The sequence below is a fragment of the Cytophagales bacterium genome, assembly GCA_033344775.1.
Classification (GTDB): domain Bacteria; phylum Bacteroidota; class Bacteroidia; order Cytophagales; family Cyclobacteriaceae; genus JAWPMT01.
Map to the genome: position 1 here is coordinate 1,429,116 of JAWPMT010000005.1, position 25,834 is coordinate 1,454,949.

Annotated in this window: 20 protein-coding genes; 5 read left to right on the forward strand and 15 right to left on the reverse strand. The window is 44.0% G+C overall.

The features are described 5' to 3' along the window. Positions 1 to 55 precede the first annotated feature (55 nt). The 5 genes from prfB to R8G66_23660 form a co-directional block, all read right to left on the reverse strand. Positions 56 to 1,148, reverse strand: a protein-coding gene (gene prfB / locus R8G66_23640; GenBank protein MDW3195390.1) for a peptide chain release factor 2 whose coding sequence is annotated in 2 segments (ribosomal slippage) — positions 56 to 1,087 and positions 1,089 to 1,148 — 1,092 coding nt in all. Because the reading frame shifts where the segments join, the coding sequence is not laid out codon by codon here. Positions 1,149 to 1,219: 71 nt separating this feature from the next. After that, positions 1,220 to 2,320: a hypothetical protein gene (locus R8G66_23645; GenBank protein ID MDW3195391.1), complete on the reverse strand. Its 1,101-nt coding sequence runs from the start codon at positions 2,318 to 2,320 to the stop codon at positions 1,220 to 1,222. 175 nt (positions 2,321 to 2,495) lie between these two features. Continuing rightward, positions 2,496 to 3,137, reverse strand: a complete 642-nt coding sequence (locus R8G66_23650; protein ID MDW3195392.1) for a hypothetical protein — start codon at positions 3,135 to 3,137, stop codon at positions 2,496 to 2,498. Between the two features lie 72 nt (positions 3,138 to 3,209). Then, positions 3,210 to 3,656 (reverse strand): hypothetical protein, encoded by a 447-nt coding sequence (locus tag R8G66_23655; GenBank protein MDW3195393.1) that lies wholly within the window; start codon positions 3,654 to 3,656, stop codon positions 3,210 to 3,212. 7 nt (positions 3,657 to 3,663) lie between these two features. After that, positions 3,664 to 4,374, reverse strand: a complete 711-nt coding sequence (locus R8G66_23660; GenBank protein MDW3195394.1) for a DUF6624 domain-containing protein — start codon at positions 4,372 to 4,374, stop codon at positions 3,664 to 3,666. 99 nt (positions 4,375 to 4,473) lie between these two features. Between R8G66_23660 and R8G66_23665 the strand changes: the two genes are divergently transcribed. The 3 genes from R8G66_23665 to R8G66_23675 all read left to right on the forward strand — a co-directional run bounded on the left by R8G66_23665 (position 4,474) and on the right by R8G66_23675 (position 8,339). After that, complete coding sequence (locus R8G66_23665; GenBank protein ID MDW3195395.1) at positions 4,474 to 5,262, forward strand: LytTR family DNA-binding domain-containing protein; 789 nt, start codon at positions 4,474 to 4,476, stop codon at positions 5,260 to 5,262. A 107-nt stretch (positions 5,263 to 5,369) separates the two neighbouring features. After that, entirely contained in the window at positions 5,370 to 5,693 is a 324-nt protein-coding gene (locus tag R8G66_23670) for a PadR family transcriptional regulator (GenBank protein ID MDW3195396.1), read from the forward strand. 3 nt (positions 5,694 to 5,696) lie between these two features. Continuing rightward, positions 5,697 to 8,339, forward strand: a complete 2,643-nt coding sequence (locus R8G66_23675; protein MDW3195397.1) for an ABC transporter permease — start codon at positions 5,697 to 5,699, stop codon at positions 8,337 to 8,339. A gap of 4 nt (positions 8,340 to 8,343) precedes the next feature. Here the strand turns inward: R8G66_23675 and R8G66_23680 are convergent, their stop codons facing one another. Then, complete coding sequence (locus tag R8G66_23680) at positions 8,344 to 8,757, reverse strand: DUF4249 family protein (protein MDW3195398.1); 414 nt, start codon at positions 8,755 to 8,757, stop codon at positions 8,344 to 8,346. Between the two features lie 236 nt (positions 8,758 to 8,993). Between R8G66_23680 and R8G66_23685 the strand changes: the two genes are divergently transcribed. Both R8G66_23685 and R8G66_23690 read left to right on the forward strand, forming a co-directional pair. Continuing rightward, positions 8,994 to 9,758 (forward strand): glucose 1-dehydrogenase, encoded by a 765-nt coding sequence (locus R8G66_23685; protein MDW3195399.1) that lies wholly within the window; start codon positions 8,994 to 8,996, stop codon positions 9,756 to 9,758. An 11-nt stretch (positions 9,759 to 9,769) separates the two neighbouring features. After that, positions 9,770 to 10,243 carry a YciI family protein gene (locus R8G66_23690; protein MDW3195400.1) on the forward strand — a complete coding sequence of 158 codons (474 nt, stop codon included), beginning with the start codon at positions 9,770 to 9,772 and terminating at the stop codon, positions 10,241 to 10,243. Here the strand turns inward: R8G66_23690 and R8G66_23695 are convergent. The 9 genes from R8G66_23695 to R8G66_23735 form a co-directional block, all read right to left on the reverse strand. Continuing rightward, positions 10,240 to 11,106, reverse strand: a complete 867-nt coding sequence (locus R8G66_23695; GenBank protein MDW3195401.1) for an ion transporter — start codon at positions 11,104 to 11,106, stop codon at positions 10,240 to 10,242. The two genes, R8G66_23690 and R8G66_23695, sit on opposite strands and share 4 nt — an antisense overlap. A 57-nt stretch (positions 11,107 to 11,163) precedes the next feature. Beyond that, positions 11,164 to 11,499, reverse strand: a complete 336-nt coding sequence (gldC, locus tag R8G66_23700; GenBank protein MDW3195402.1) for a gliding motility protein GldC — start codon at positions 11,497 to 11,499, stop codon at positions 11,164 to 11,166. 57 nt (positions 11,500 to 11,556) lie between these two features. Then, positions 11,557 to 13,737 carry a T9SS type A sorting domain-containing protein gene (locus R8G66_23705; protein ID MDW3195403.1) on the reverse strand — a complete coding sequence of 727 codons (2,181 nt, stop codon included), beginning with the start codon at positions 13,735 to 13,737 and terminating at the stop codon, positions 11,557 to 11,559. Positions 13,738 to 13,837: 100 nt separating this feature from the next. Continuing rightward, positions 13,838 to 16,954, reverse strand: coding sequence for a T9SS type A sorting domain-containing protein (locus R8G66_23710; protein MDW3195404.1), 3,117 nt, complete (start codon positions 16,952 to 16,954; stop codon positions 13,838 to 13,840). 76 nt (positions 16,955 to 17,030) lie between these two features. After that, positions 17,031 to 17,714: a hypothetical protein gene (locus R8G66_23715; protein MDW3195405.1), complete on the reverse strand. Its 684-nt coding sequence runs from the start codon at positions 17,712 to 17,714 to the stop codon at positions 17,031 to 17,033. 79 nt (positions 17,715 to 17,793) lie between these two features. Further along, positions 17,794 to 18,327: a hypothetical protein gene (locus R8G66_23720; protein ID MDW3195406.1), complete on the reverse strand. Its 534-nt coding sequence runs from the start codon at positions 18,325 to 18,327 to the stop codon at positions 17,794 to 17,796. Between the two features lie 17 nt (positions 18,328 to 18,344). Further along, positions 18,345 to 19,778 carry a SusD/RagB family nutrient-binding outer membrane lipoprotein gene (locus tag R8G66_23725; GenBank protein ID MDW3195407.1) on the reverse strand — a complete coding sequence of 478 codons (1,434 nt, stop codon included), beginning with the start codon at positions 19,776 to 19,778 and terminating at the stop codon, positions 18,345 to 18,347. Between the two features lie 14 nt (positions 19,779 to 19,792). Then, on the reverse strand, positions 19,793 to 22,906 hold the full coding sequence (locus tag R8G66_23730; protein MDW3195408.1) for a SusC/RagA family TonB-linked outer membrane protein: 3,114 nt from the start codon (positions 22,904 to 22,906) through the stop codon (positions 19,793 to 19,795). Between the two features lie 310 nt (positions 22,907 to 23,216). Further along, positions 23,217 to 25,604: a sodium-translocating pyrophosphatase gene (locus R8G66_23735; protein MDW3195409.1), complete on the reverse strand. Its 2,388-nt coding sequence runs from the start codon at positions 25,602 to 25,604 to the stop codon at positions 23,217 to 23,219. Positions 25,605 to 25,834 lie beyond the last annotated feature (230 nt).

Consider the following 25,834-nt stretch of genomic DNA (forward strand, 5'->3'; position numbering starts at 1 on the left):
GGTCGAAGAACACTTAACTTTAGGATTTTATGGATTGGCCCTTAATTTCAAATGCTTAATCCGTGGGTTCTTGAGCTTGGAGCAGGACTGATTTAATGAAGTCATTGAGATCGCCATCGAGTACATTTTGCACGTCTGTACGTTCAAAGCCTGTCCGGGCATCTTTAATGAGCTTGTAGGGGTGCAAGACGTAATTCCTGATTTGCGAACCAAAATCAATCTTCATTTTTCCCGCTTCAACCTTGTCTCGTTCGACGTTACGTTTCTCTACTTCACGTTGATACAATTGCGACTTCAGCATTTGCATGGCGCGTTCGCGGTTGGCCAATTGTGATCGCTCCACCTGACAAACTACGACAATACCTGTTGGCTTGTGTGTCAACTGCACTTTGGTTTCCACCTTGTTTACATTCTGACCTCCCGCACCACCGGACCTTGATGTCTGTAATTCAATGTCATTGGGGTTGATATCAATCTCGATGCTGTCATCCGCTACAGGATACACGTATACTGAAGCAAAGGAAGTATGTCTTCTTCCCCCACTATCGAAAGGAGAAATCCGCACCAATCGATGTACGCCATTTTCGGATTTCAGGAAGCCGTAAGCCAACGCTCCTTCAAATTCGAGGGTCACGGACTTCACTCCTGCCACATCACCAGCCTGAAAGTCAATTTCTTTGACTTTATAGCCATTGGCTTCGCCCCACATGATGTACATCCGCATGAGGATACTGGCCCAATCATTACTTTCCGTACCACCGGCACCCGGTGTGATCTGAAGCATCGCCGAAAGCTGGTCCTCCTCTGAGGAAAGCATTTTCTTCATTTCCAGGTCTTCCAGCTTTTGCATGACCTTTTGGTATTCTGCTTCTACCTCCTCAGGAGAAGCTTCGTCCATTTCCGCGAATTCCTGAAGGGTTTCTACATCCTCCAGGCCACTGTGCAAATCTTCAAAACTGGTCGTCCAGGATTTTTTGGCACGAATGGCTTTAAGCACTTTTTCCGCGCCGGCAGGGTCATTCCAAAAATCGGGTTGGGCTGTAACGAGTTCTTCCTCCTCTAGCTCCTTTTTCTTACGATCATAGTCAAAGGTACCCCCTCAAGGCATTAACACGAGCCTTTAAATCTTTCAGCTGATCAGCAGTCATATCGGTGTGAAACTTATTTTTTTAGAGAGGCGAAATTAATGAAAACCCACCGTCTTATCCTAGTTGAAATCTTAAGCCCGATGCAAATAAATTTCCATCAAACCGGTGAATATCTCTGATGCTCCCAAATAAATCCCAACCCCATACGTCAGGTGATTCACGGTCAGGCTTTTGATGGCATAGGGTAAACCGGAAACATTAATAACACTGAAGGCTACCGCACTTAGTACGCCGCCGACAATGAAAACCGGTGCATTGGGGGCCAGGATCAGCACAATAACGCCAATCAGCAACACACCAAATCCTACCATCAATACATTGGTCAGGTTTTGTTTAGATACATATCCTCCGATCGCAAACGCCAGCAAGGCCGCAAATCCCAATAGTCCGAAAGAAACGTATTCTCCATTGATCGCGAACCCCTCAAAGGTAGTGTCCATGTAATCCGGAAGAAACTCCACCAAAAAGGCCTTGGCCACTCCTAACAACAACCCAATTACCAGAATGGCAAGAAAAGACATAAAAGTCTGCCCTTTATTATAGGTTGACGCAAGCAATTGTTTTTTACGCTGAATTACTTCATCCGAGGAGACCAAATGGAATAAATAGCCGGAACCAGCAATTAATATACCGCCAACCACGAAGGTTAAAGTATCACCGAAAAAGTGTACCAGACTTACCACGAGTGGCTCCAACGCATAAATCAATTCAGTCACCAAAAACAACACCCCCATGACCATTGGCAGTTTTTGTACCGGCGCAAATGCCTCAATCATTGAATTAGCAGGACTGATGAAAAGGTTCATGGACACCAGCCACAAAATGATCATGAACGGAAGAAAAGGCCTTATTGCACTGACGGGTCCTGCACCAATGATGCTTGCCACAATCATGAAGATCATGGCAGTAGCTCCTATGCCAACAGTGAATATGATGAAGAACTTGCCGTTTTTCTTCATGATCCTATCCGCAAATAACCCGGCAATCGGGGGTATGACTACCAGCACTATCGCTTTGGTCACGATGAGAAAGTCCACCAGCGAAGTAAAGTTGAACTTTTCCATGAGTACTGGCTGGTACTCGTGATAGGCGATCCAACTGATCACTACAGCGGCATTCAGGGCTGCCAGGCTATAAATCTCACGCCATTTTACCGTATTATTTTCGGTCATGATGCTTAAAAATTGAGACTCGTCTAAGGGACAAGATAAAAAAAGTTTTGACAGTCCCTTAACTGTACCAGAAATCCGGCGGAAAAGATGCCTGGAGCGAATAAAAAAAGCCACACCCGAGGATATTCAGGTGCAGCTATCGTTGCGTCCTTTTAGATTGATTGGGAGTATCTTGTCAGAAAGCGTAATTCACGATACGCACTTCCTTTTCGGCAAGGCTTTCAAGCTTTTTAAGTTCTTTTTCAAAAGCGCGGGTATTCTCTACATCCAGCAGTTTCTCGGCATTCTGCAGCAATGAGATCAGGTTATTCACCAATTCGGTCTTTGTTCGATGATCACATTCACCAGCAGCCTTTAGCTTCTTGCCATAGTCCTGGTAGATCGCGGAGTAAGCTTCATAGATGGGCTTCTTCCGCACATTGGATATCTCGCTTTCAATCATCAAAGCCTGATTTCCACCCTTCGCTTTAGAGATGTAGAGGTTATCGACGCGTTTTTTCAATTGAGAAACTTTATGCCAGGAATCGAAATACATTTGTCTTATCCGACGTTCGTCTTTATTAATCGTCAGAAGCAATTCGTATCCGTATTGCAGTTTGGCAAAAGTCAGCTGGATCTCTTCAAGATCATCATTGTTGGGACTGCTTTCGTAAGCTTCGATTTGATCCCTAAAAGCTTCAAAGTCTGCTTGAAATCGGTCTGGCAGGTAATTGATATTAAATGCCATCTCATCAACTTCATTTTTGATGGTTTCGATGGTGAGGCCTTGAGTACCACCCCATAGGGCAATACAAAAAGTCAATACTGAAAAAGTCATTCAGATCAGGTAGTTTGGTGTCGTAGTATAATTTGGTCTTATCCTATACAATTCAGGATACCATTCCCCTAGCTACCTGACGAAATTTATCTTTAGTTTCGACACATTCGATCTTAACATAAAGGACCAAAACACCACGACATACATGCCAAAGTTCAATATAGCAGCACCGAGAAATAGTGGCTTGATGTACCAATACACTTGAGGAGCAGGAACAGGGTTCAAAAGCTGATATCCGATATCAATGGCCCAAAAAGAGGCAATAGCAAGCAGGATCATTTTCGAAAGACGCCCGGCAATATCCAAAAAACTGTATACCATACCTCCCAACAACGTCAACAGGATCAGCAAAACGGAAAAGAACAAATTCAGGGCAAATAAGGACCATTCAATAATTGGTGGCAGGTCCTGGGTAAACCTGGACCATCCCCATTGATAAGGCAGAATAATGTGATAGAGACCAATCAGCACACCATGTAAAGTCGCCACTTTGAGCAGGACATTCGCATATTTCATCATCTATGGCTTATTTAAAGCTAAAAGTCACCTGTCCTTCTTCGAGTACTTCCGGTATTGTGCCGTCGAATGCTTCTTCAAGCGTGGACAATCCCATTTCCTTTCGGCGTTCATTCACCTTTTCCATATCAGCAATTGGCCACAAGAATTGTTCTCCATTTAAGATCAACATTTGACTTCCGTAAAGCTGAGGCTCTCCATTTTTCATCAAAATCCGGTCTTGCAAGTAAGCCACATATCCAGCAGGAGTTTCTCCTTTTTTTGCTGATTCTAACATGACAGGCAAATACTTTTCCTGGATCTCAAAATTGTGTTGAACAATAAGAAAGGCCGTCTTATTGGCCATTCGACTGGTAACACTGCGATCCGGCCAGCCATACCGACCAAAAATTTCATCCAGTCTCTTCGCATTTTTTTCGTCTTGTTCAGTAAATTCCTTTTCCGCCATTTTGTGTTTCTCCGCCACCAATTGAAATGTCGGATCATCTTCTCCTTTCGTTTCCCGCAACTCATTCAACCACTCTTCGATATAACCTTCGGTGAATCGTAAGAATTGATCATCGTCATACATGTTTTCCAATTCATGAATCACTGCCTCTGGAAATCTAGTTTCATCCCGGACCTGCTGATCATTAGACGCTGAAGTTTGCGAGGAACAACTCCATTGGATCAGTCCAATCATGATAATTGTGCAAATCGCTAGTTTCTTGTTTCTTACCATTCGTATTAATTTGTAATTGTAGGATTGCAATCGTAGCGCCGGTTTTTCAGGCGAAAAAAGTATTGTGACCAACAACCTGCTAATTGTGACCATTGACACATGATACCATCCTTGCTTCGAGAACCTTTTATCCTACCGGAACATATATACAGCACAATCAAGCGCAAGCTCCTGATCGGTTCTTTGTTTGTTGTGGTATTTGCGGTAAGTGACCCTTTTCGATTGCACCTTGGAGGCATTATCATGTTACTGCTGGGAATCAGCTTTTTGATGATCGCGATTGTGCTGCAGTTGGGGCTGGACCGACTCAATCTTGTATTGTCCAAAAAGATCAATTGGACAGTCGCACATGAAATCGTAAAAACCCTTTTTTATCTGCTACTATTGGGCAGTACTGTTGCGTTCATCTTCCATTTACTCGGATGGATCAAACTCAATCTGGAAGCATGGTTAAAGTTTCAGTTCTTTACCTTGCTCTACGGAGTAATCCCAGTAGCCATTTCTATTTTACATCGACAAAACAAACGACTACTAGAACTTCTTCAAGCATCTCAACCAAATGATCAGGCCATCGAACTACTAGGTAGTGACAAACAAAAATATAGCGGTACCCTTGACGAAATTCGCTATCTGAAGGCCGATGAGAATTATGTAATTATCGTGGAGAAGGATCAGCGTTTTCATGTCCGTATGACCATGAAAAACGCGCAAGAGCAATTGTCGAAGGGTGGTTTTTTACGCGTTCACCGATCCTACCTGGTCAATTCCGCTGCTATCAAATCCATCAGATCACGGCATCTGATGCTTACAGATGATGAACAAATACCCATTTCTCGCAGCTTCAGGTCCGAATACGTTCGGGGATTGCATCATATAAAGCCTTCCTGAAGTACCGACCAACGCTTTCCAAGGCCTAGATCAGGCCTATCCTTCTGTCACTTTCATCATAACACAACGTAACCTTATTTGTTTTCTGACGTCAAAACAAATAGAAAATGGAAAATATCAGTAATCAGGAAGAACTGGTCTTGTTATCAGTTGGTGCACTTTATCCGGACGCCTATGCTTATGCGATCAAAGAAGAGATCAAAAAGGAGTCCGGCAAAAACATGTCACTTGGCACCATTCACACCATTCTTTATCGACTCGAAAATGAAGGGCTGCTAAAGTCGCATATGGGCGGCAGTTCCAATAAAAGAGGCGGCAGAAGTAAGCGTTTGTTCAGCCTCACGGCGAAAGGATATCAGATGGCAGAAGATCTAAGAAAACTTCGCCAGTCTTTGTGGAGCAGGATCTCACCCGACCAAATCAGTTTCTGAACCATGAGTCGCCGGCCACCTAAACTTGCCCAATATTTTGTTCAATGGTTCTGTGATGATACCTGGAAAGACGAAGTATTAGGTGATCTCGAAGAGCAGTTCCTCGATAACATGGAAAAGTCTCTTTGGCTTGCAAGACTGATCTATTGGTGGGAAGCTTTCCGTTTCCTCCGCCCCCATATTCTTAGAAAAACTCAAAAACTCAATCATACCATGATGACGATCAATCATATCAAGATCTCCTATCGCAACCTGGCGAGGAACAAAGTCTACGCTTTCATCAACATCATTGGCCTTTCCGTGGGCATTGCCAGCATGATCCTGATTGGTTTGTATGTGCACTTCGAAACTTCTTATGACCAATTTTTCTCGAATAGCGAGCGTATCTATCGGGTAGCCCTTCATCGGGTCTATCCCACCCGAACCAAGGATTTTGGCACCTCTTCTATCAATCTTGCACCTGTCTTAAAGCGAGACTATCCGCAAGTAGAGGAAGCCACCCGCCTGCATCGACTCTTCTTCCAAAACGAAATACCGGTGCAAATTGAGGGTCGAGACAAGGCATTCATTGAAAAACGTTTTCTCTTTGCTGACTCGCTTTTCTTCCGGGTTTTTGAACATCCATTTATCCATGGTAATCCAGCCACTGCCCTGGATGGGGAATCTTCGGTAGTGATCACACGATCTACCGCCTTGAAGTATTTCGGGACAGATGCCGCGCTCAATCGCACCATCAACCTGAGTGGTCAGACCGCTGAAATCACAGGGGTTATTGAAGACATTCCGGATAATTCGCACATCCATTTTGACCTGCTTGGCACCATTACCGGGCTAGGTTTTCTGGATCAGGCCATTGCAACGAACAACTGGACCAATCCCTGGGTCTATTCCTATGTGAAGCTACACGAAGGTGCTGATCCGGACGCCCTGGAAGCGCAATTTGATGACATGGTGGCTAAAAATGGTAATGCCGAACTTTCTTCCTCGCTTGGTGCTGATTGGCAAGAGGCTGGACATGCTTTCGAATATTACATGCAGCCTGTTTCTTCTATTCACCTTGAGTCGCAGTTGGATGTAGAGGTAGAGCCAAATGGCAGCCTGGCCTTTGTGTATGTATTAACCGCTATCGCCTTTTTCATCCTGATCATTAGTTCAATCAATTTCATCAACCTTTCTATCGCCCGATCTACGGAACGTGCCAAAGAAGTTGGCATTCGCAAGGTGCTAGGTTCATTTAGGAGTATTCTCATCGGTCAATTCCTGACAGAATCAGTATTCATCTGCTTTTTGTCATCCATACTTGCCCTTGGAGTATTGTACCTGTTCATTCCCAATTTCAATCAACTAGTGGGCACTCACCTACACTACTCTACGCTCATTCATCCAGTAGCTATTGGGGGTATACTCGCTTTTATTTTATTAACCGGCGTACTTTCGGGGCTATATCCAGCCATAAGCATCTCTTCATTACTTCCCTCCAGAGTACTCAAGGGAAGTTTCAAATCCAGCAGTAAAGGCGTTTGGCTTAGGAATGCGCTGATCATGGTCCAATTCCTAATTTCCATCGTGATGATCTCTGGGTCTGTTGTGGCATTTCAACAAATGGACTTCCTCCAAAATAAAAACCTCGGCTTTGATCAGGATAATGTATTGGTGGTAAAACAGGCGTTTAATCTTGCAGAAAACTACCAGTCCTTTCAAAATGAATTGGCTTCCATTCCAGGTGTAATGGAAATTGGTGCGGCAACTTTGCTTCCAGGTTCATTTCACGGCAGTGGCGTTTTTAAATGCACCAATCCTGAAATTCCTGATGTAAGAGCCAATACTTGTTCCGCAGATGATAATTATTTCAATGCCATGGATTTTGAACTGATAGAAGGCCGATTTTTCGAGGAGCGGTTTGATGACTCTTTGTCAGTTGTTGTGAATGAGGCTTTTTTAATTGCTATGGGCATTGAAGAAGCAAACAATCACAAATTGTATTCCGCAACAGCGGATGGCTCCAGGGGGCCAGAAAGAACCATCATCGGAGTGGTCAAGGATTATAATTTCTATTCCCTTCATTCTGAAGTTGGGCCGATGATCGTCTTTAATACCTCGCCCGGGGTTTCCTTATCCAATGTGGTGGTTCGTGTAAATTCAACTAACACTACAGAAGTAATTCGTTCAATTGAAAGGCTATGGCAGGAAATGAGTCAAGAGAATTTCAACTATTCGTTTTTGGATCAGGATCTTCAGCAACAGTATGAATCAGATAACAATACCGCTAAGATGTTCAACATATTTACGTACATCGCAATCATCATGTCCTGCACAGGGCTATTTGCTCTTGCTACTTATGTGGTCAATCAGCGGAGTAAGGAAATGGGCATTCGAAAGGTATTGGGTGCCTCACTACCACACATCATTGCTGTTTTCTCTAAGGAATTTATCATTTTGATCAGTGTGGCCTTCGTGATCGGAATTCCAATTGCCTTTTATGCTCTCAACGAGTGGTTATCGAGTTTTGCATATCACGTCAGTGTCGGTGTGCTTTCCTTTGCAATTGCGGGTGTGTTAACCGCTATGCTCGTATTGATCACAGTGAGTTATCAGGCATTAAAAATTGCCACAATCAATCCGGTGAAGGTGTTGAGGAGTGAATGATTACTTATTCCTTGGCTACAAAATAGCCCAATCCATTTTCGATTTCGCCTTTAACAAGGGTGTCTGCTTTGATCACCGTTGAAGTAACTGCCACTGCGTCTTCATGCTGTACCCATAGCATGTATTCCTGGCCGGAAACAATTTCCAGATCAGAGCCATAGTAGCCATAAAAACCAGGTTTACCAGCAATTTCATTAAGTAAGTAGGTGACGCCTTGTGAGAGTAATCTCACGTCAGCATTGGATACGGGTTTGGCATGTTCCAAGCCATGCTTATCAACTAACCTGACACTGATGTTTTCTACCGGCTCACCTGATCTGATACTGGCTTCCACCACCAATTGTTGTGTCTTCTCTTTACTTACGCATTGTGAGAAGAGTAGAGGAACAAGTAAGATTTTGAAGAAGCGAGCAATCATAATGGTGGTGTTTGAAAAGCTATCTCTAAGATATTGACCTCATTAATATACGTACCTACTTATTCGACAGATCCCTGCAAGTTGAAGGTGAATGACATGGAGCCAATGATAAGCTGCTACTCGTTCATACCTCAAAATCATCGCCATCCATGGCTTCCTCTTAATAATCCTGGAGCTTACTCACCCGGATTTACTGAATTATGGATAATTTCGGAGAACTGACTTAATTTGATTGCATGGGAATTATTGAAAAATTTGATCTCTCCGGACGAACAGCTATTGTAACCGGCGCCAGTAAAGGAATTGGACTTGCTATTGCAGAGGCCTTTGGACAACAAGGCGCCAATGTGGTGATCTCCAGTCGTAAACAGGAAGCCTGTGACGAGGTAGCGGAGGAATTCGCCAAACAAGGTATCCAGGCCAAGGGCATTGCTTGTCACATGGGAGATTTCGATACCATTCCCAAGTTGGTGGATCAAACGGTCGAGGCTTTTGGTTCCATCGATGTGATTGTCAATAATGCCGCGACCAATCCGGTATTTGGTGGCGTGGAAGAAGCTGATCCTGGGGCTTTTGATAAAATCATGGATGTCAATGTGAAAGGTCCCTGGGCACTGTGCAAAGCAGCACTTCCACACCTCAAAGAAGTCAAAGGATCTATCATCAATATCAGTAGCATCGAAGGCATTACTCCAGGTCAGGGGCTGGGATTGTATAGTGTCAGTAAATCTGCATTGATTGCGCTAACCAAAGTACAGGCCCGTGAATGGGGCAAAGCAGGTGTTCGTGCCAATGTTATTTGTCCAGGATTGGTAGAAACCAAATTCAGTGAAGCATTGACTTCCAATGAACACATCCTGAAACATGTCATGGTCAAGCAAGCTTTGCCAGATGTCGCACAACCCATCGACATTGCCGGACTGGCCTTGCTTTTGGCAACAGACGCTTCCGGTTTTCTGACCGGCGGGGTTTATACAGCCGACGGAGGTTATACCATATAACCTTCCTCAACATGAAGCATTTTTTCACCTTATTTCTGATAGCAGGCATATTTAGCTGTAGCACGCCTTCGGGAGAAGTGGCAGAAGCGCCTGAATCTTCAGGGTATGATCCGGCATTAGCAGCTGAGGTTGGTGCGGACCAATATGGCATGCGCCAATATGTGTTTGCGTACCTCAAGACAGGCCCCAATCGTGACCTTCCACAAGAAGAAGCGGACCAACTTCAGAGGGCACATCTCGATAACATCACTCGTCTGGCGGAAGAAGGTAAACTAATTTTAGCAGGCCCCTTCATGGACGATACGAATATCCGGGGCATCTATATTTTCGCAGTGGAGTCTCTTGAGGAAGCAGAAAAACTTGCCGCTTCAGATCCGGCCATCCAAGCAGGAAGCTTGGCCATGGAACTTCATCCCTGGTATGGATCAGCGGCCTTGATGAAAGTCAATGAAATGCACGTAAGAGTGGCGAAGGAAGGGATTTAGTCGTGAGAGTGTTCTCTGTCTTTCTTAAACTTCTCCCCACACCTTTTGCAGTAGTTGGCGTCCATATCCGTGGTGATCATGTCACATTCAATATTTGGACAGATCTGGACTGTACTCTTAGAGGTTTTTTCCACCATCGTCGCAGCCGTCATCTCCGCAGTTACAATTCCCGTAGGCACTGCAATGATGGCATAACCCATTAGCATGATAAAAGACGCGAGGAACTGCCCAACAACCGTCTGTGGGGCAATGTCTCCATAACCCACGGTAGTGATGGTCACAATGGCCCAATAGATACTCCTGGGAATGCTTGTAAATCCGTTTTCACCCCCTTCGATCAGGTACATTAGTGTTCCCGTGATGATGGCCAGCGTAAATACAGCTCCAAGAAACACCATGATCTTGTAACGACTTGCCGCAAGAGCACTGGTGATCACATTGGCTTCCCCCATGTATCGGGAAAGCTTCAGTATCCTGAAAACCCTTAACAAACGAATGGCGCGGATGACCACCAGGTAACTTCCACCGGCAAGGAATAGTGTTAGGTAAGTAGGCAATAACGCCAGGAAGTCAATGATGCCGTAAAAGCTGAACGCATAGCGTGTTGGTTTTCGCTCGATGAACAGTCGAAGCGTATACTCCACGGTAAACAGGATGGTAAATGCCCATTCTGCTACTTCAAAGAAACTACCGAACCGCGCGTTCATGGAAGGAACACTTTCCAACATGACTTGTATGATGCTCAGTACAATCGCCCAGAGCAGTACGATATCAAATAGCTTACCTGCTGGGGTATTCGTACCAAACACGACAATAAATAGGCGGGTCCTGAGCCCCTTTAAATATTTGTAGTCATGTCCCATCGTTTTAAAAATAGCAAACCGAAATGGAAACCAATCGTATTTTGGTCAAAAAGGAACTTACCCGAATTCCTTTTTCACGTGTTCGACCAATCGGTCACAAACGGCATTTAGCTCCTGAGCCATGTATTCGTCGCCAGTTGCATTGAGTATGCTTTGAGCCAATCCACCCACACAATCCACATAGAAGCGCTTCATTTCATCGACAGGCATCTCCTTAGACCACAGGTCCATTCGAAGCGAGTTTTTATTGAGATGGTCCCAAAGCGCGATGGAAATGGACTTGGTTTCGCTCCAGCCAGGAACATCCTTATGGTCAGCATCCCACTCGATCTTCTCGGGAATGCTTTGGTCATCCAGTTGTACTTTGAATTTGATTTCGGAGACAGAACTCATTTTTCGATCAATTGAAAATAAGCCGCAAAATTAGTGGTTAAAAGTGAGTAGCAGTAGTTATTTCCGAATTCGAATTCGTCGGGTGAATTGCTGTCCATCAATATTGAACAGCATCAAATACAGGCCTGCACTTACTTCCGGCATGTTGAACGTAACCTGACTTCCATTTTCATTACTGATCGATTCGCGATATTGCGTTCTCCCCTGTAAATCAATCAATCGAATATTCATTTCCTTAAAAGCAAAACCCGCATCAATAGCAATCACATGACCGACTGTAGATGGATTTGGAAACACTTCCAATTTAGCCTCCAGACGATCCAGCAAAAGCACCAGATCATTTCCAAAGACAAATTCTGCGAAATTGAATGCATCAATGCCTACTTCTATACCAATGAGTCTTCCTGGAATGTCATCCGCCGGAGGATGTATTCCACCCCATATTCTAGATAAGCTGGTTTGATCCGAAGCATCGCGATACGTCGCCCACTGCAATACGACATCCTGACTGGGTCCTTCCTCAAACACCAGAAACTCATTTTGTTTTGCTTCGAACTCACCTACTCCTCCTGGGAAAAACTCATCACCAGTCAACAAAGTCATTACTTCTGCAGCTGCCCTGGAAAAGGTCGAATGTCCGGACACATAACCTGCAAAAGGAGGCGTTACAAATGTCGGTCGTTGATAGGGCCACCAGTTCTCAGCCAATATCCATCCTACCCCCGCCAGGTCAGTATCAGGATCATCGATATATTCTGGGCCACGCCAACTATACAACTTGATCTTCCCTACATGTTCATCGTTATCTCCTGCTAATGGATCCCCTACTTCCACTAATTCAATCAAACCATCGTAAATAGAAATACCGTTGGGATCATAGGACATTCCTTCAGGAAAGGTACTTTGCCCCAGATCAGCGAGATACCTAATGGCGGATATTGGTCGAATATAATCGTGCCAACCCTTGATGCTCCAGGCAGCAATCGCAGCATCATGCATGGCTCCTCCTAAAACAAAATAGGCCTTTACATCCCATTCCAGGTCATCCAATACCTCTCCTTCGCCCTTGAATCGCTTTTCAAACAGTGGATGATCATTGACATAGTTGAGAATCGTAAACCAGTGGCCGGGAGGTGTTTCAGAATCCGGTCCATCAGCCCAGAATTCCGCCAGTACACGCGCATAATCCGCACGAGGCACCATTTGCGGCTCATATGGCAGTCCGGTTGCAGGATTTTCATCCCATCCCAGACTTGGATCACCCCCATCTACCAGATTGTAGAATTCCAGCATTTCAAAAAAAGAAGTAGGTAATGAAGGAACATTCCCGATTCGACCTGGTGAAATATCCCACATCACTTCATCTGCCGGATCGAGGTGTGACCCCCAGATAGCGACCAGCTCAAACCCCCACTTGTACAATGAGTTGTCTTCATCAGAAAATAAGGGCGGTGGCCCGGGATCATGATAAACAAACATTTCCTGATCCCGCATTTCAACCGTCTTATCTTCTTCCGTAAGCGCGAACGGTGACACAAACCCCCATTCCGGGCTTAGGAAATCGATGGCCCCATCGATGAGGTTTCCTGATTGATCGATGAACATCCCCAGGTCCAGTGGTTGCCAGCGATCAGGGTCCGAAAGATTTGGGTTACCCGGAATTTCAGGATCGAGGGCGTCATTGACGGTCTCATAAAAATTATTACCGTAGTTGGATGACTCATTGGCTCCATCCTGCAGTCCATAGGTTATGACATTTTCAGCAATCAGTTCTCCAAGTACGGCCAGGTCATTAGGTGGGTCAGAAAAATAAGCTCCATAACCCCATGCTTCCATTCTGTCGCGCATTTCTCTGATCAAAGGAGGGTAAGCCGGAGAATTCCTGAATCGAAATTCCAGTAACCGATACATGGCCACACTGAGGACCTCTCTGATCTCCTCTTTTCCGGCATTTTCCACCGGCACGGCTGGCATGTCCGTCTCAAAACCATGGATGGTCCTGCCTAGAAAATAGGTTGGTCGCCCCGGTTGAAAAAATGCCCAGCTATCATACATGATGATGGAAGAGTGGAACAAATTACGGGCGTGTACCGTAGGCCTTGCAAAATCATCGCGGATGGCTTGTAATAGGATTTCATTCCACTCACGTGCAATTGATGTTTCCTGCGCTTTCGGCACCTGAACAAAAGCCAGTAACAATAGTAGTAATAAAGCCCCTTTGTGTACAGATCTCCTCATTGATCATTCATGAATCATTATACAATACTCGATTTACAAAAATAAAATGAAAAAGGGGCCATCTAGCCCCTCTTCCTTATATTATCAAAGTGTACTAAACTTAATCAATCACCAATTTGCCAGTTATGATCTTCCCTTCCTGATAGATGCGAGTAAGAAACAGTCCCTTTTGATCGAGTGAATAACTTTCTTGTGGTTCATCAAATACTTGAATGAGCTTACCTTCTAAAGACCAGACCTCAAGGCGATTAATGGGCCTTCCGTCAATAATCACACTAAACTTACCTTGTGATGGATTAGGATAAACAACAGGTTCTTCTTCAATGGGTTCATTTGCATTCAATAGCAACTCTTGACTAGGATAATCGATCCCCATATCAGCTGTCCATATACCGCGTCCATGGGTAGCCATGATCACTTCACCATCTACAACTTTCATGTCCCAAACCGTAACAGCAGGAAAACTATTGGGTAGAATGTTCCAGGACGCACCACCGTCCAGGGTTTCATAGACACCAATTTCCGTTCCAGCCCACATGCGATTTGGATCAGGGAACACCAACAGGCTAAAAGTACCTACATCAGGAAAACCTACGGTGGAAACTCCATCTACAAATCCTGAGATATCTGTCCAGGTCTGTCCAAGGTCAGTGGTTTTGATAATTTTCGGTTCAGCTGGTTGGGAAAACACCACATACGCAGTTTGACGATCGTTTGGATCGGTGACGATGGTAGTAATGTTCCCTTTATCAGGATACGCCTCAAATACATTTACCGTATTGAAGACATTTCCTCCGTCTGTTGATACAAATAACTTGCGATCTGCATCCATCGCACCACCTGCCCAAACTACGTCCGTATCCACATCTGACACTTCTATATCTAACGCCCCTCCCCATTGGTTGCTGACATTCCTGATAGACCACCGTTCTCCAAAGTTCTGGCTAACCCAAATACCATTGTCGCTGACCGCAAATGTCCTGTCAGGCCCCAGCTTAGAATACGCAATTTTGGTAAAGAATGGGGCATCGGGATCTTCTCCAAAAAAATCAGAATCCGAAATACCCGCACGTGATTCCGACCAATTTGCCCCTTCGTCATCTGATCTGAAAATAAAATTGAATTGATTGGATCCCAGGACCCTACGACCGTCTCTGTTCCAAACTACCTCAAAACCATCTCCAAAGAAGTTGAAAAATGCATTGTCGTCCCAGGAAGTTGAAATAGACGGATTTAGAGATGACAAATTCACATCATTGTCTTGTGTGCCGCCGATGTAGACCTGTGCCCGGGGTTTCTTATCTGCGCTATAATACTGACTGGTCACCAGGCCGGTCTCCCGTTCCGTAAATAAGAGGCCTTTGTTATCACTAAAGGCTACACCCCCATCGTTGACAGATATCAGGCGATCACCAGCGAAGGTCAGTAAGTGATGATCATCATGAACGGTATTTGTACCTGGCATTTCAATGATATTCCCCTCCTGAAATTGGATCACTGCAAATTTCATTCGAAAAACAGACGAAGGAAGGTTGTCCGGATCCCAGGTTCCTCCATCCGTTAGAGTCGGCCAGACAAAGACCAACTGATCATTTTCATGACCTCCATCTACGGTAAGGTCCACATCCGGTGTATTCGCATCATACGACCTGTTGTGAATGAATATGTACTCCCTATTGATGCTTTCATCCGCATCTAATCCGCGAAAATTTAGATTGAATGCACCATCTCTGGATTGATCTCTAAAAGAAACCATGAGCTGCCGATTCGCATCGATATCCCACACTTCAAAAGGAACGTCAACGTAATCCTGGTAGGTATAATCATTCGCAGGAACTCCTGCATTTCCGCCTACAGGTACATGAAAGCGATGTGCCTTTTGTGTAAGCCCTCCAAAACGAATCTCAATGTTTGGGGTATTTTGCGGATTTCCGATTAAGAGCCTGTTACCAAAGTGCGTCCCTGCGTTAAAGTTCACAAAAGATAAAAACGTTTCCGTATTTTCTTGATCCACACCAATGAAGTCTCTGGTAGAAGTTCCAATTGCCATTTCATCTACCGTACCTGTCCATAATTCAACCCCACCCCAGTAAACCTTATTTTCATCGGACGGATCAATAGCTATTGAATTATCATATTCTCCCTGAAGCAGAAAATCGGTACCGTCCTGCGCCGGATCTCTGATCTCCTTCCAGCTTTCCCCTTTGTCCGTGGACCAATATAGTCCTGAACCCGTTCTTCTGTTATAAGCGACAGAAGCATAGATTTTATTAGGATTTGTTGGCGCGATGGCAAATTCGGTCCTACCCGGTTCCCCACCACTTGCAAGAACGATGCTGCTTAGAGGTGTCTCATACCAGCTAGCTCCTCCGTCAGTGCTTTTATAAATCCCGTTGAGGATCAAAGAAGCGTAAATGGTATTCGGGTCTTCCGGGTCAAATGCCAATTGTTGAACACGTGAGTTAGCTTCCAGCAATTGTTCCCAGGAAAGGCCTCCATTCTCACTTTTAAAAATACCTGAAATGAAGTCCTGTCGTACCCCGTTGGAAGTGGCCGCATAGAGTAGATTGGCATTTTCCGGATGAACGATGATCCTGTTTGTGTTTAAGAAGTTGCTTACATTTTCGCCAGTAGTAGATTGCAAAATTGCCCAGTTTAAGCCCCCATCCAGTGACTTATAAATACCTATACCATTGACAAAATTTCCGCCTAATCCACCTTCCCCTGTACCTGCATACATGATACCTGGATTAGCAGACGATTGAGCTATGGTAACTGTTGCCAGGTTTGGCATGTTGGGAGTGACGTTGGTCCATGCATCTCCGGCATTTGTTGTTCTCCAGATGCCCCCACCTGCAGTTCCTACCAACCAGGTATTATTGGACACGTCTGAAGCATCCACTAATATTGATCGAGTTCGCCCTCCTATGTTGCCCGGGCCGCGTTCTACCCAGGGGATATCATTCGATACTTTAGCCTGTTCTTTTGATCGATCTCCTGACTTAGCAATAGCCAGGGATAAATATTCATCAGAGTAGCCAATGTCCTCCTGACCAGTTTTGGTCTTGATCATTTGATGAATGTGCCTTACCCCATCAATCCTGGATTTCATCTTCACTCGCTGTGGAACCTGGTCTGGCTTTTCAAGCAACCCAACCACCATGAATACAACAACTACCATCACGGCTAATCCAAAACTTACTCTTCTCCTTCTCATACTACCTCCCTAAAAACACATTTTGATACCTATACCGTATCTGACCACCAAATGGATGCCTTAACCAAAAGGCAAATCAGATAATCGTCGTGATGAATCTATTCAATTTTCGAACGTCTTTATCCGATGAAAAATCTGTTCCGTATTGTTTAACAAATTGCTTCACCTCATTAAAGTAGTCCGTCCCTTTGAAGGACTTTAACTTCCTGGAAAGATCAATTACGCCTTTCCCTTTCACATCGATGAAATATTTGACTTTGTGCTGTAAGGTATAATTTCTGTTCCCTGTGTCCAATGCCTCGTTGTAGGTAGGTTTGATTACCTGGACATCCACCGTTTTATACAGCGTGGATTTACTGTTACTATCCATGATCAAGGCCATCATGCTTGTATTGATAGCATCAGATTTAGTTTGATAGTCCATTACTCGCAGACCTTGAAACAATGCCGAGTCAATTTTTGAGTAATTGATGGAATACATGTTGTCTTTGATGTCTACCAGTACTGCCTTATTGATCAGATCAATATTGGCATTTTCAATATTATAAGTCCCCTTCCCATCTTTGAGATATAATGTTACCGGAACTGTTTCTTTGAAGTACAGATAATCTCCTTCTATTTCAGGGTCCGGAGCGAAAGTATCGATGTACCCAAACATGCTTCCCCTATTTTTCACAAGCAGGTTGGGATCATTTGATACTTGAGCATAAGTCCCACCAAAAATCAGCGTAAATGCTACGATAGTTAAGATTTTTTTCATTGTCATGTATTATTAAGCATAAAAAAAGCACTTACAACAAGTGCAAGTGCTTTTATAACAATTAGAAATTGCTTTTCAATTAATCTTCATCAGCAATATTTACTGTCGCTACACGAAGGAAGTCAGTTCCACCACGGCCAACAGCAATGGTTTCTGAACCTCTAGCAGCAGAAGTAAGTGTTACAGTCAGGACTTTATCTCCATCTACAACTGCGTCACTCAACAACTCAACAGCAATATTACCACGATCAGTAAAGGCTACACCACCCGTGGTTTCAGTACCCGCTTGATTGATATTGTGCTCAACAGTTACCGTTCCACCTGCAGCAGATGCACCAGCAACGTTAAAATCAACACCAAATACGGCATCTCCACCAAATGAGTAAGATACTACGATATCTTCGAGCGTTCCAGCAGGAGCCTCAACGATCAAATCTACACTAGATCCTTCTGTCTCATCGAAGGGAGGCAAAGTGGCATTCAAACCTGGCGCATTAAATGCTACGTACTCAGGAAGATCCTGAAGGTTATCCAGGCCATTATCCGAAAGATCGAATCCATCACAAGATGACAGGATAATGCCAACAAAAAGAATATATACTAAATTTTTCATCAATTAATTCTTTGAAATTAAAGGGCAAACCACATTTTCACTGCATTATCCACTGCCTGAGGAGGAGTATTTGGATTCGCTCCAACCTCATCAGGAGGGAATGAAAATCGCTGAAGGAAATCATCAATTACAGCGCCTGGTACTTCATCAAGCTCAGGAACTCTGGTTCTTCTTACATGGTTCCAGGAAACTACTGGTCGCATGAAAGTTTCAAGGTACTGCTGCTCATGAATCTGCTGCTGAGTAACACCAACGAAAGTCGCTGCAAAAGCATCGATATCAGCTTGTGCGATCGATGCAGTAGCACCGTCAATAGCACCACCATAGTACTGCAAAGCAAGTGTAACACCTTCCTGAGTCAGTGCATCAGCATCACCAGTTACCTCGCCAGCCAAAGCCAACTCAGCACGATAAAGTGCAGTCTCAGCAGGCGTATACCATACAGCTGGGAAGTTGTAACGGATCATACCAGTTGATACAACTGCTCCGAAAGCTCCAAAAGAGAAGCTACCGTAAGGAGGCGTATCGTAATCATCACCACCGTTGATATCAGTAAGAAAGATACCCAAACGAGGATCACTGTTATCTACCAAAAGATCCCTTAAGACAGGAGAAGCAGCGTAAACACCAACAACTTCATTGTTTTCAGTTCCAAAGAAGGTATTGTTCAAATCTGCAAATGCATTTTGATTACCAACATTGTTAAAGAAAGGGAATCTTGCTACGTGTCCGAGCTCTGTGATCAAAGGACGAGTAAGAACGTCAGCAATTCTAGGAGCAGCGTATCCAGGATCAGCATTTCTGATCAACATCAAAATACGCAACTGCAAAGAGTTAGCAAATCGCTCCCAATTCGCCATGTTACCACCGTAGATGAAATCCTCAGACCCGATAGGGAATGCACCTTCTGCAGGGATAGCAGCGATCAATGATACTGCTTCGTCCAACATATCAACAGTACCTTTCAGTACAGTCTCTTGTGAATCAAAGTTAGGAGAAGGGAAATCGATACCATTCAATGCTTCGGTGAATGGAATTTGCTCGAAAATAACTGACAACTCATAGAAAGCCAGGGCTTTCATGATCACTGCAAATGCAGTTACGTTATTCTGAACTTCACCAGCTGCTCTCGCATCATTCTCTAGCAATACCAGGTTACCCAACACAAGGTTGTAGTACATGAACCAGGTGTTACCTGTCAAGAAACTTGTGGTTATACCTGCACGAGGCGAGTTGAAACAAGCTGAGAAATGTTGAGGAACGTCCATGATTCGAGTTCCAAGCTCAGTTTGCTTTCTAGCTTCATATGATACCAAAACATTTGGTATGATCGTAGCAGGGTCAGCAATTGTAGACGCCAATGGGTCAGAATTGATGTCCAGCTTTTCCTCGCAGCTAATTGCTCCGAAGAACATCGCTGCGATAAACATATATATAGAGATTTTTTTCATTACTAGTCTTCTTTTTAGAATCCGAATCTAAGGTTGAAACCAAAGCTTCTAGTAGAAGCTACTGACTGACGCTCAACCCCTACACCATCACTAGCAGAACCGAAAAGGTTAGCTTCTGGATCGATGTGAGGAACTGTAGAGTAAAGAAGAGCGAGGTTACGTCCTTCGAAACCTACTGTAATAGATCGGATAGGAGAGTTAGATAACCAAGAAGAAGGAAGCGTGTAAGAAATGTTTGCTTCTCTTAATTTCACATAAGTAGCATCAAAGATGGTAGCTTCGGCGATACTGTTATCGTCGAGGCTCTGCCAGTACGCTTGAGCGGATCTTACAGGAACGTCATTGTCTCTGAATGTTCCGTCACCGTTATCAAGTACACCTTCCAAATCGATGAATGTACCTTGTCTGTTACGCAATGTCTCTTCAGTCAAACCTGCTGTCCACAATGCATTTACAGTAGAAGATCTCATCAAACCACCAACACTTGCATCGATAGTGAAACCGAAGTTGATGCCTTTCCAAGAGAAGTTATTGGTGAAACCACCTTGCCACTCAGGGAATACAGAACCGAATGTTCTTGCTTCACCAGCCTGACGAGCTCCGTTAACAGGGTTGATGATAGGTCGACCAGAAACAGAATCTCTCAAGAAAGGAATACCGAAAAGTTGGAATTCTTTTCCTGGCTCAGCAACAACTTGTAAGCTGTTGAAAGCAGAAGCGATCAATAGACGATCAACACCTTCGGTCAATTCTTTTACTGTAGACTCAGCAGTAAAGAAGTTTGCGTTTACACTCCACTGGAAATCTCCTTGCTGGATGATATCCACGTTCAAAGAAAGCTCGATACCTTCGTTTTGTACTTCTCCCGCGTTCAACGCAATGGTTGCAAAACCCGTACTTTCTGGAATTGGAGCAGGGAAGAACTGATCGGTAGTAACCGCATTGAAGTATGTCGCATCTAAACCAACTCGACCATCGAAGAAACCAAGTTCGAATCCAAATTCGACCGTTGCTTTGTTCTCAGGAACCAAATTCTGGTTAGGGAATCGGTTTGTTTTTCCGAAAGCAAGAACGCCATTATAAGGGAAGGTAAGGTTCAAACCATACTGTCCGTTTGCAGTAGTTCTAGGGAAGAATCGGAAATCCGCCTGATAAGGCACAGCATCGTTACCAATGTTTGCCCAGCTAGCTCTGAACTTACCGTAAGAAAGGATGTTGTTAGAGATCTGGAATGCATCAGTAAATACGAATGCAGCACTGATCGATGGATAGAAATAAGAATTGTTATCCAAAGGAAGTGTTGAAGACCAGTCATTACGAGCTGTAGCCGTTAAAGTCAACCAGTTCTTGTAAGAAAATTCAGCTTCTCCGAAAACACCATATAATCTGATTTCAGAGAATCCTCTATCAGGAGAGTTGTTAGCAGCATTCGCAGTTTGGAAAAGACCTGCAATTACAAGATCCTGAGCAAAGTTTGTTTCCTGCTCGAAGATTCGCTCGTTATACTGAATTCCACCAAGGATGTTGATATTGATGTCCTCGTTAACAGGGATATTGTAGTTAGCAATACCATCAATAGTCAACTGTCGACGGTTGATGTTATCAGTTTGAAAGTCTCCGTTAACTCGACCTAATGTACCTTTTGCGTTGGCAATGAATCGATTATCCTGTACGAAATCGTATCCTACACGTCCTTTGAAAGTCAGGTTATCTATAGGAGAGTAATCGATAGAATAGTTTCCTAAGAATCTAGAAACTTTCTGATCATTTTGGTTCTCTCTTCGAGTCCAGTAAGGGTTGTTAGTAGACTGCTCGATAATACCAACCTGGTTACCATTGTCATCAGCCCAATCCTGGAAATCTTTGAAATCGATTGAACGACCAAAGTTTGCTATACCGAAGATGTTAGGGTCGTTAGCACCCTGAACACCAACACCTCTGTTGATAGAGCGAACGAATTGTGCACTGAATCTAGACTTCAGGTTCTTGCTGTGATTGAAACCAGCATTTAAGCTAGTAGTCAAACGATCAAGGTTCGCACCTGGAAGGATACCTTCCTGATTCAAAGAGGTAATACTCAATCGATAATCACCTCGCTCATCAGCATCAGCAATTGAAAGGTTGTTGATGAATGTCAAACCATTGTGGAAGAAATCCTTATAGTTCTCATCTTGTGTTTGCAAAGGCTCATCAATACCAAGAATGTTATTTCTTCTGATCTGACCCTGGATAGGCTCACCCCAGCTAGTAGAAAGGAAAGATGAATCATACTTTCCGAGCGTACCAGTTGAATAACCATTCTGGAAATCAGGAACTTTAAAGATTTCATCAACTCTGAAAGAAGTACTGAAATTAACAGTAGGCGCTCCAGAAGCTGATTTTTTACCTTTCTTGGTAGTTACAACGATTACCCCAGCACCTGCTCGAGATCCGTAAAGTGCAGCAGCAGCTCCACCTTTCAATACGTTGATAGACTCGATATCATCTGGGTTCAATAGTCCTGCGTTGTTACCGAAATCTCTGTTACCAGCGATTCGGCTAGTTGAAGCATCCTGAGCGTTAGAGATTGGCACACCATCAACTACCCAAAGTGGGTTGTTTCGACCTGCCAAAGAGGATACCCCTCTAATAGTGATTTTTGATGATGATCCCAGGTTACCAGAAGAACGTCCGATTCTTACTCCAGTTACTTTACCCTGAAGTGCGTTAAGAATGTTGGTTTCTCTGGCTTTTACCAGTTCATCACTTTTTACTCCTGATACAGAGTAACCTAAGCTTCTGGACTCTCTCTCGATACCCAAAGCAGTTACAACTACGGTTTCCAGTTCCTGTACATCAGAAGTCATGGCTACGTCGATCACAGATCGTGAGCCAATCTCAGCTTCTTGAGAAACTAAACCGATAAAGGAGAAAATAAGCACTCCACCTTCGTCAGGCACAGTGAGACGATAGTTACCATCTAAGTCTGAGGTAGTACCGGTAGTTGTACCTTTAAGCACAACATTTACTCCAGGGATAGTAGACCCATCCTCAGCAGATGTGATTGATCCGCTTACTGTCCTTTGTGCGAATACGGACGCGATCGCACAAAAAGAGAACAGTAAACTAAATAGTAGTTTTCTCTTCATAAAAACACATTTGATTAGTAAAACTTTTAACACATTGGTGAGCAACAACCAGGCAACGCAAAACCCGGAATAGGCAATTACTCGCTTCAAATATATAGCGCTTTAACAATTATTAGCATATCTGGAAGATTTAAATATTGAGATAATGTTATGTTTTGGCGATAAAATCAACAGAGGTTTAAGAATAAAATAGGGATTTTCCAAACTAAACAGTAGTTTAATTCTTAACGATCTCCTGATTGTTTACTAAAAGACAAAAAAAAGACCCAGACGATGGTCCGGGTCTTTGTCTCATGATTGATGTAAAGTGTTACCTTATTTCATCAAGTTTTTCGTCAATTTCTTCCTTGCTACCTTTCAGAACAGTAACAGAAGTTTTTTCTTCACCGTTTTCAGTGGTCTTCGTCGTAACTGTAGCTTCGTAATCCTCTCCTTCTGTAGCAGTCATCTCTACCTTCACCTCTTTTGAGATGGAAGTTGTCTGGCTTACACCATCGTCATTCATTGCTACAGTTACGGTAATCTCGTTATCAGACTGTGCATGTCCACTTCCATGACCACCTAAAATTGGTGCAATGATCAATCCTACCAGACAGGTCAATTTGATCAGGATATTCATGGAGGGACCGGAAGTATCTTTGAATGGATCACCTACGGTATCTCCTGTTACTGCCGCTTTATGTGCATCTGACCCTTTATATGTCATCTCTCCATCAATCATAACTCCTGCCTCGAAGCTTTTCTTGGCATTATCCCAGGCTCCTCCCGCATTGTTTTGGAAGATCGCCCAAAGTACTCCAGACACAGCAACACCTGCCATGTAGCTACCCAATGCCTCAGGTCCCATTACGAATCCTATAATAACAGGTGTCACTATGGTGATGGCTCCTGGCAACATCATTTCTTTGATAGACGCCTTAGTGGAGATTTCTACACATTTATCATACTCCGGCTTGGCCGTACCTTCCATGATACCTGGAATCTCTTTGAATTGGCGTCTCACTTCTTTCACCATTTCCATGGCTGCTTTACCTACAGATCTCATAGCCAAAGCAGAAAATACCACAGGGATCATTCCTCCAATAAACAAGGCCGCCAAAACATCTGCTTTAAAGATGTTAATTCCGTCAATACCTGTGAAAGTCACATAAGCCGCAAATAAGGCCAGAGCTGTCAATGCCGCAGAAGCAATTGCAAATCCCTTTCCGATCGCAGCAGTGGTGTTTCCAACAGAATCCAGGATATCTGTTTTCTCACGAACGTCTTCAGGAAGTTCACTCATTTCAGCGATACCGCCCGCATTATCAGCGATAGGTCCAAATGCATCAATGGCCAATTGCATGGCAGTCGTAGCCATCATCGCAGAAGCTGCAATACCTACACCGTAGAATCCAGCCAACTCATAAGCACCCCATATCGCGCCAGCAAATAAGATAATTGGTGCGAATGTGGACATCATACCGGTAGAAAGACCAGCGATGATGTTGGTACCTGCTCCGGTTGCAGAGTTTTGTACGATTTCCAAAACAGGTTTCTTACCCAATCCCGTGTAATACTCTGTAAAGTAAGAAATTAGTCCGCCTACAGCCAGACCTACCAATACGGCATAGAACACGTGTCTCGAAGAAACAGCCAATGCCCCCTCCCCGAAGAAATACATGGTCATCTCTGCTGGCAACAACAGTTTAATGATAAACCAACAAGCAATTGCAGTTAAAATGATGGAACCCCAGTTTCCTTTGTTCAAGGCAGCCTGAACCTGTGGTTCTTTCGCTCCTTCATCTGTCACCTTGATCAGGAATGACCCTAAAATGGAGAAGATGATACCAACTCCGGCAATCACCAAAGGCAACAAGATCGGTCCGATACCATTGAATGCATCGTTAATTGATCCGCCCATGTCACGAATAACATAGTTACCCAATACCATAGAGGCCAAAACAGTAGCCACATAAGAACCGAACAAATCAGCTCCCATTCCTGCAACGTCACCTACATTATCTCCTACATTGTCAGCGATGGTGGCAGGGTTACGAGGATCATCCTCAGGGATACCTGCTTCTACTTTTCCTACCAGGTCAGCTCCTACGTCAGCAGCTTTGGTGTAAATACCCCCACCTACTCGGGCAAAAAGAGCGATAGACTCTGCTCCAAGTGAGAAACCAGCCAATGCTTCAAGTACGACAGTCATTTGATCCACACCGTCAGCCGACCATGTGCCGTTCATAAACCAGTGGAACAATAAGATAAAGAGTACGCTCAATCCGAATACCGCCAGACCAGCAACGCCAAGTCCCATGACCATACCACCAGAAAATGAAACTTTCAATGCTTTTGGCAAACTACTTCTCGCTGCCTGAGTGGTTCTGACATTGGCTGCCGTGGCAATGCGCATTCCGATGTTTCCAGCCAAAGCGGAGAAAACAGCTCCAAATACGAATGCCACCACGATAAACCAGTGTGTGGTTTCCACGATGGTTGAAACAATCCCTAGTAATACACCAGCGATCACCACGAATATGGCCAACACGCGGTACTCAGCCGAAAGGAAAGCCAATGCACCTTCTCGGATGTATTTGGCCAGTTCCTGCATCTTGGTATCTCCTGCATCCTGACTATTTACCCATTTGGCTTTAACTGCCATTACAAGCAGGCCAATCAGTCCCAGCACAGGAACTGCATAAATCAAGTAGTTCATAAGTTTTTAGAATTTCTGCAACGGTCCATCAATCTTCTCTCTCTGGAGTTTCTTATCTCGTTAATTGACTTTTGAATTTGGTTCTTCTCACGACCGTTAGGTTGCCTTTTTTTGAAAACGTCGTGCAAAGATATAGGAATGATGAAATTATAAAAACGCTAAATGTAGGATCTGAAAATACACTGGAACATCGGCAATGGCAAACAGGAACCGATGCCTGTCTCTTTGAA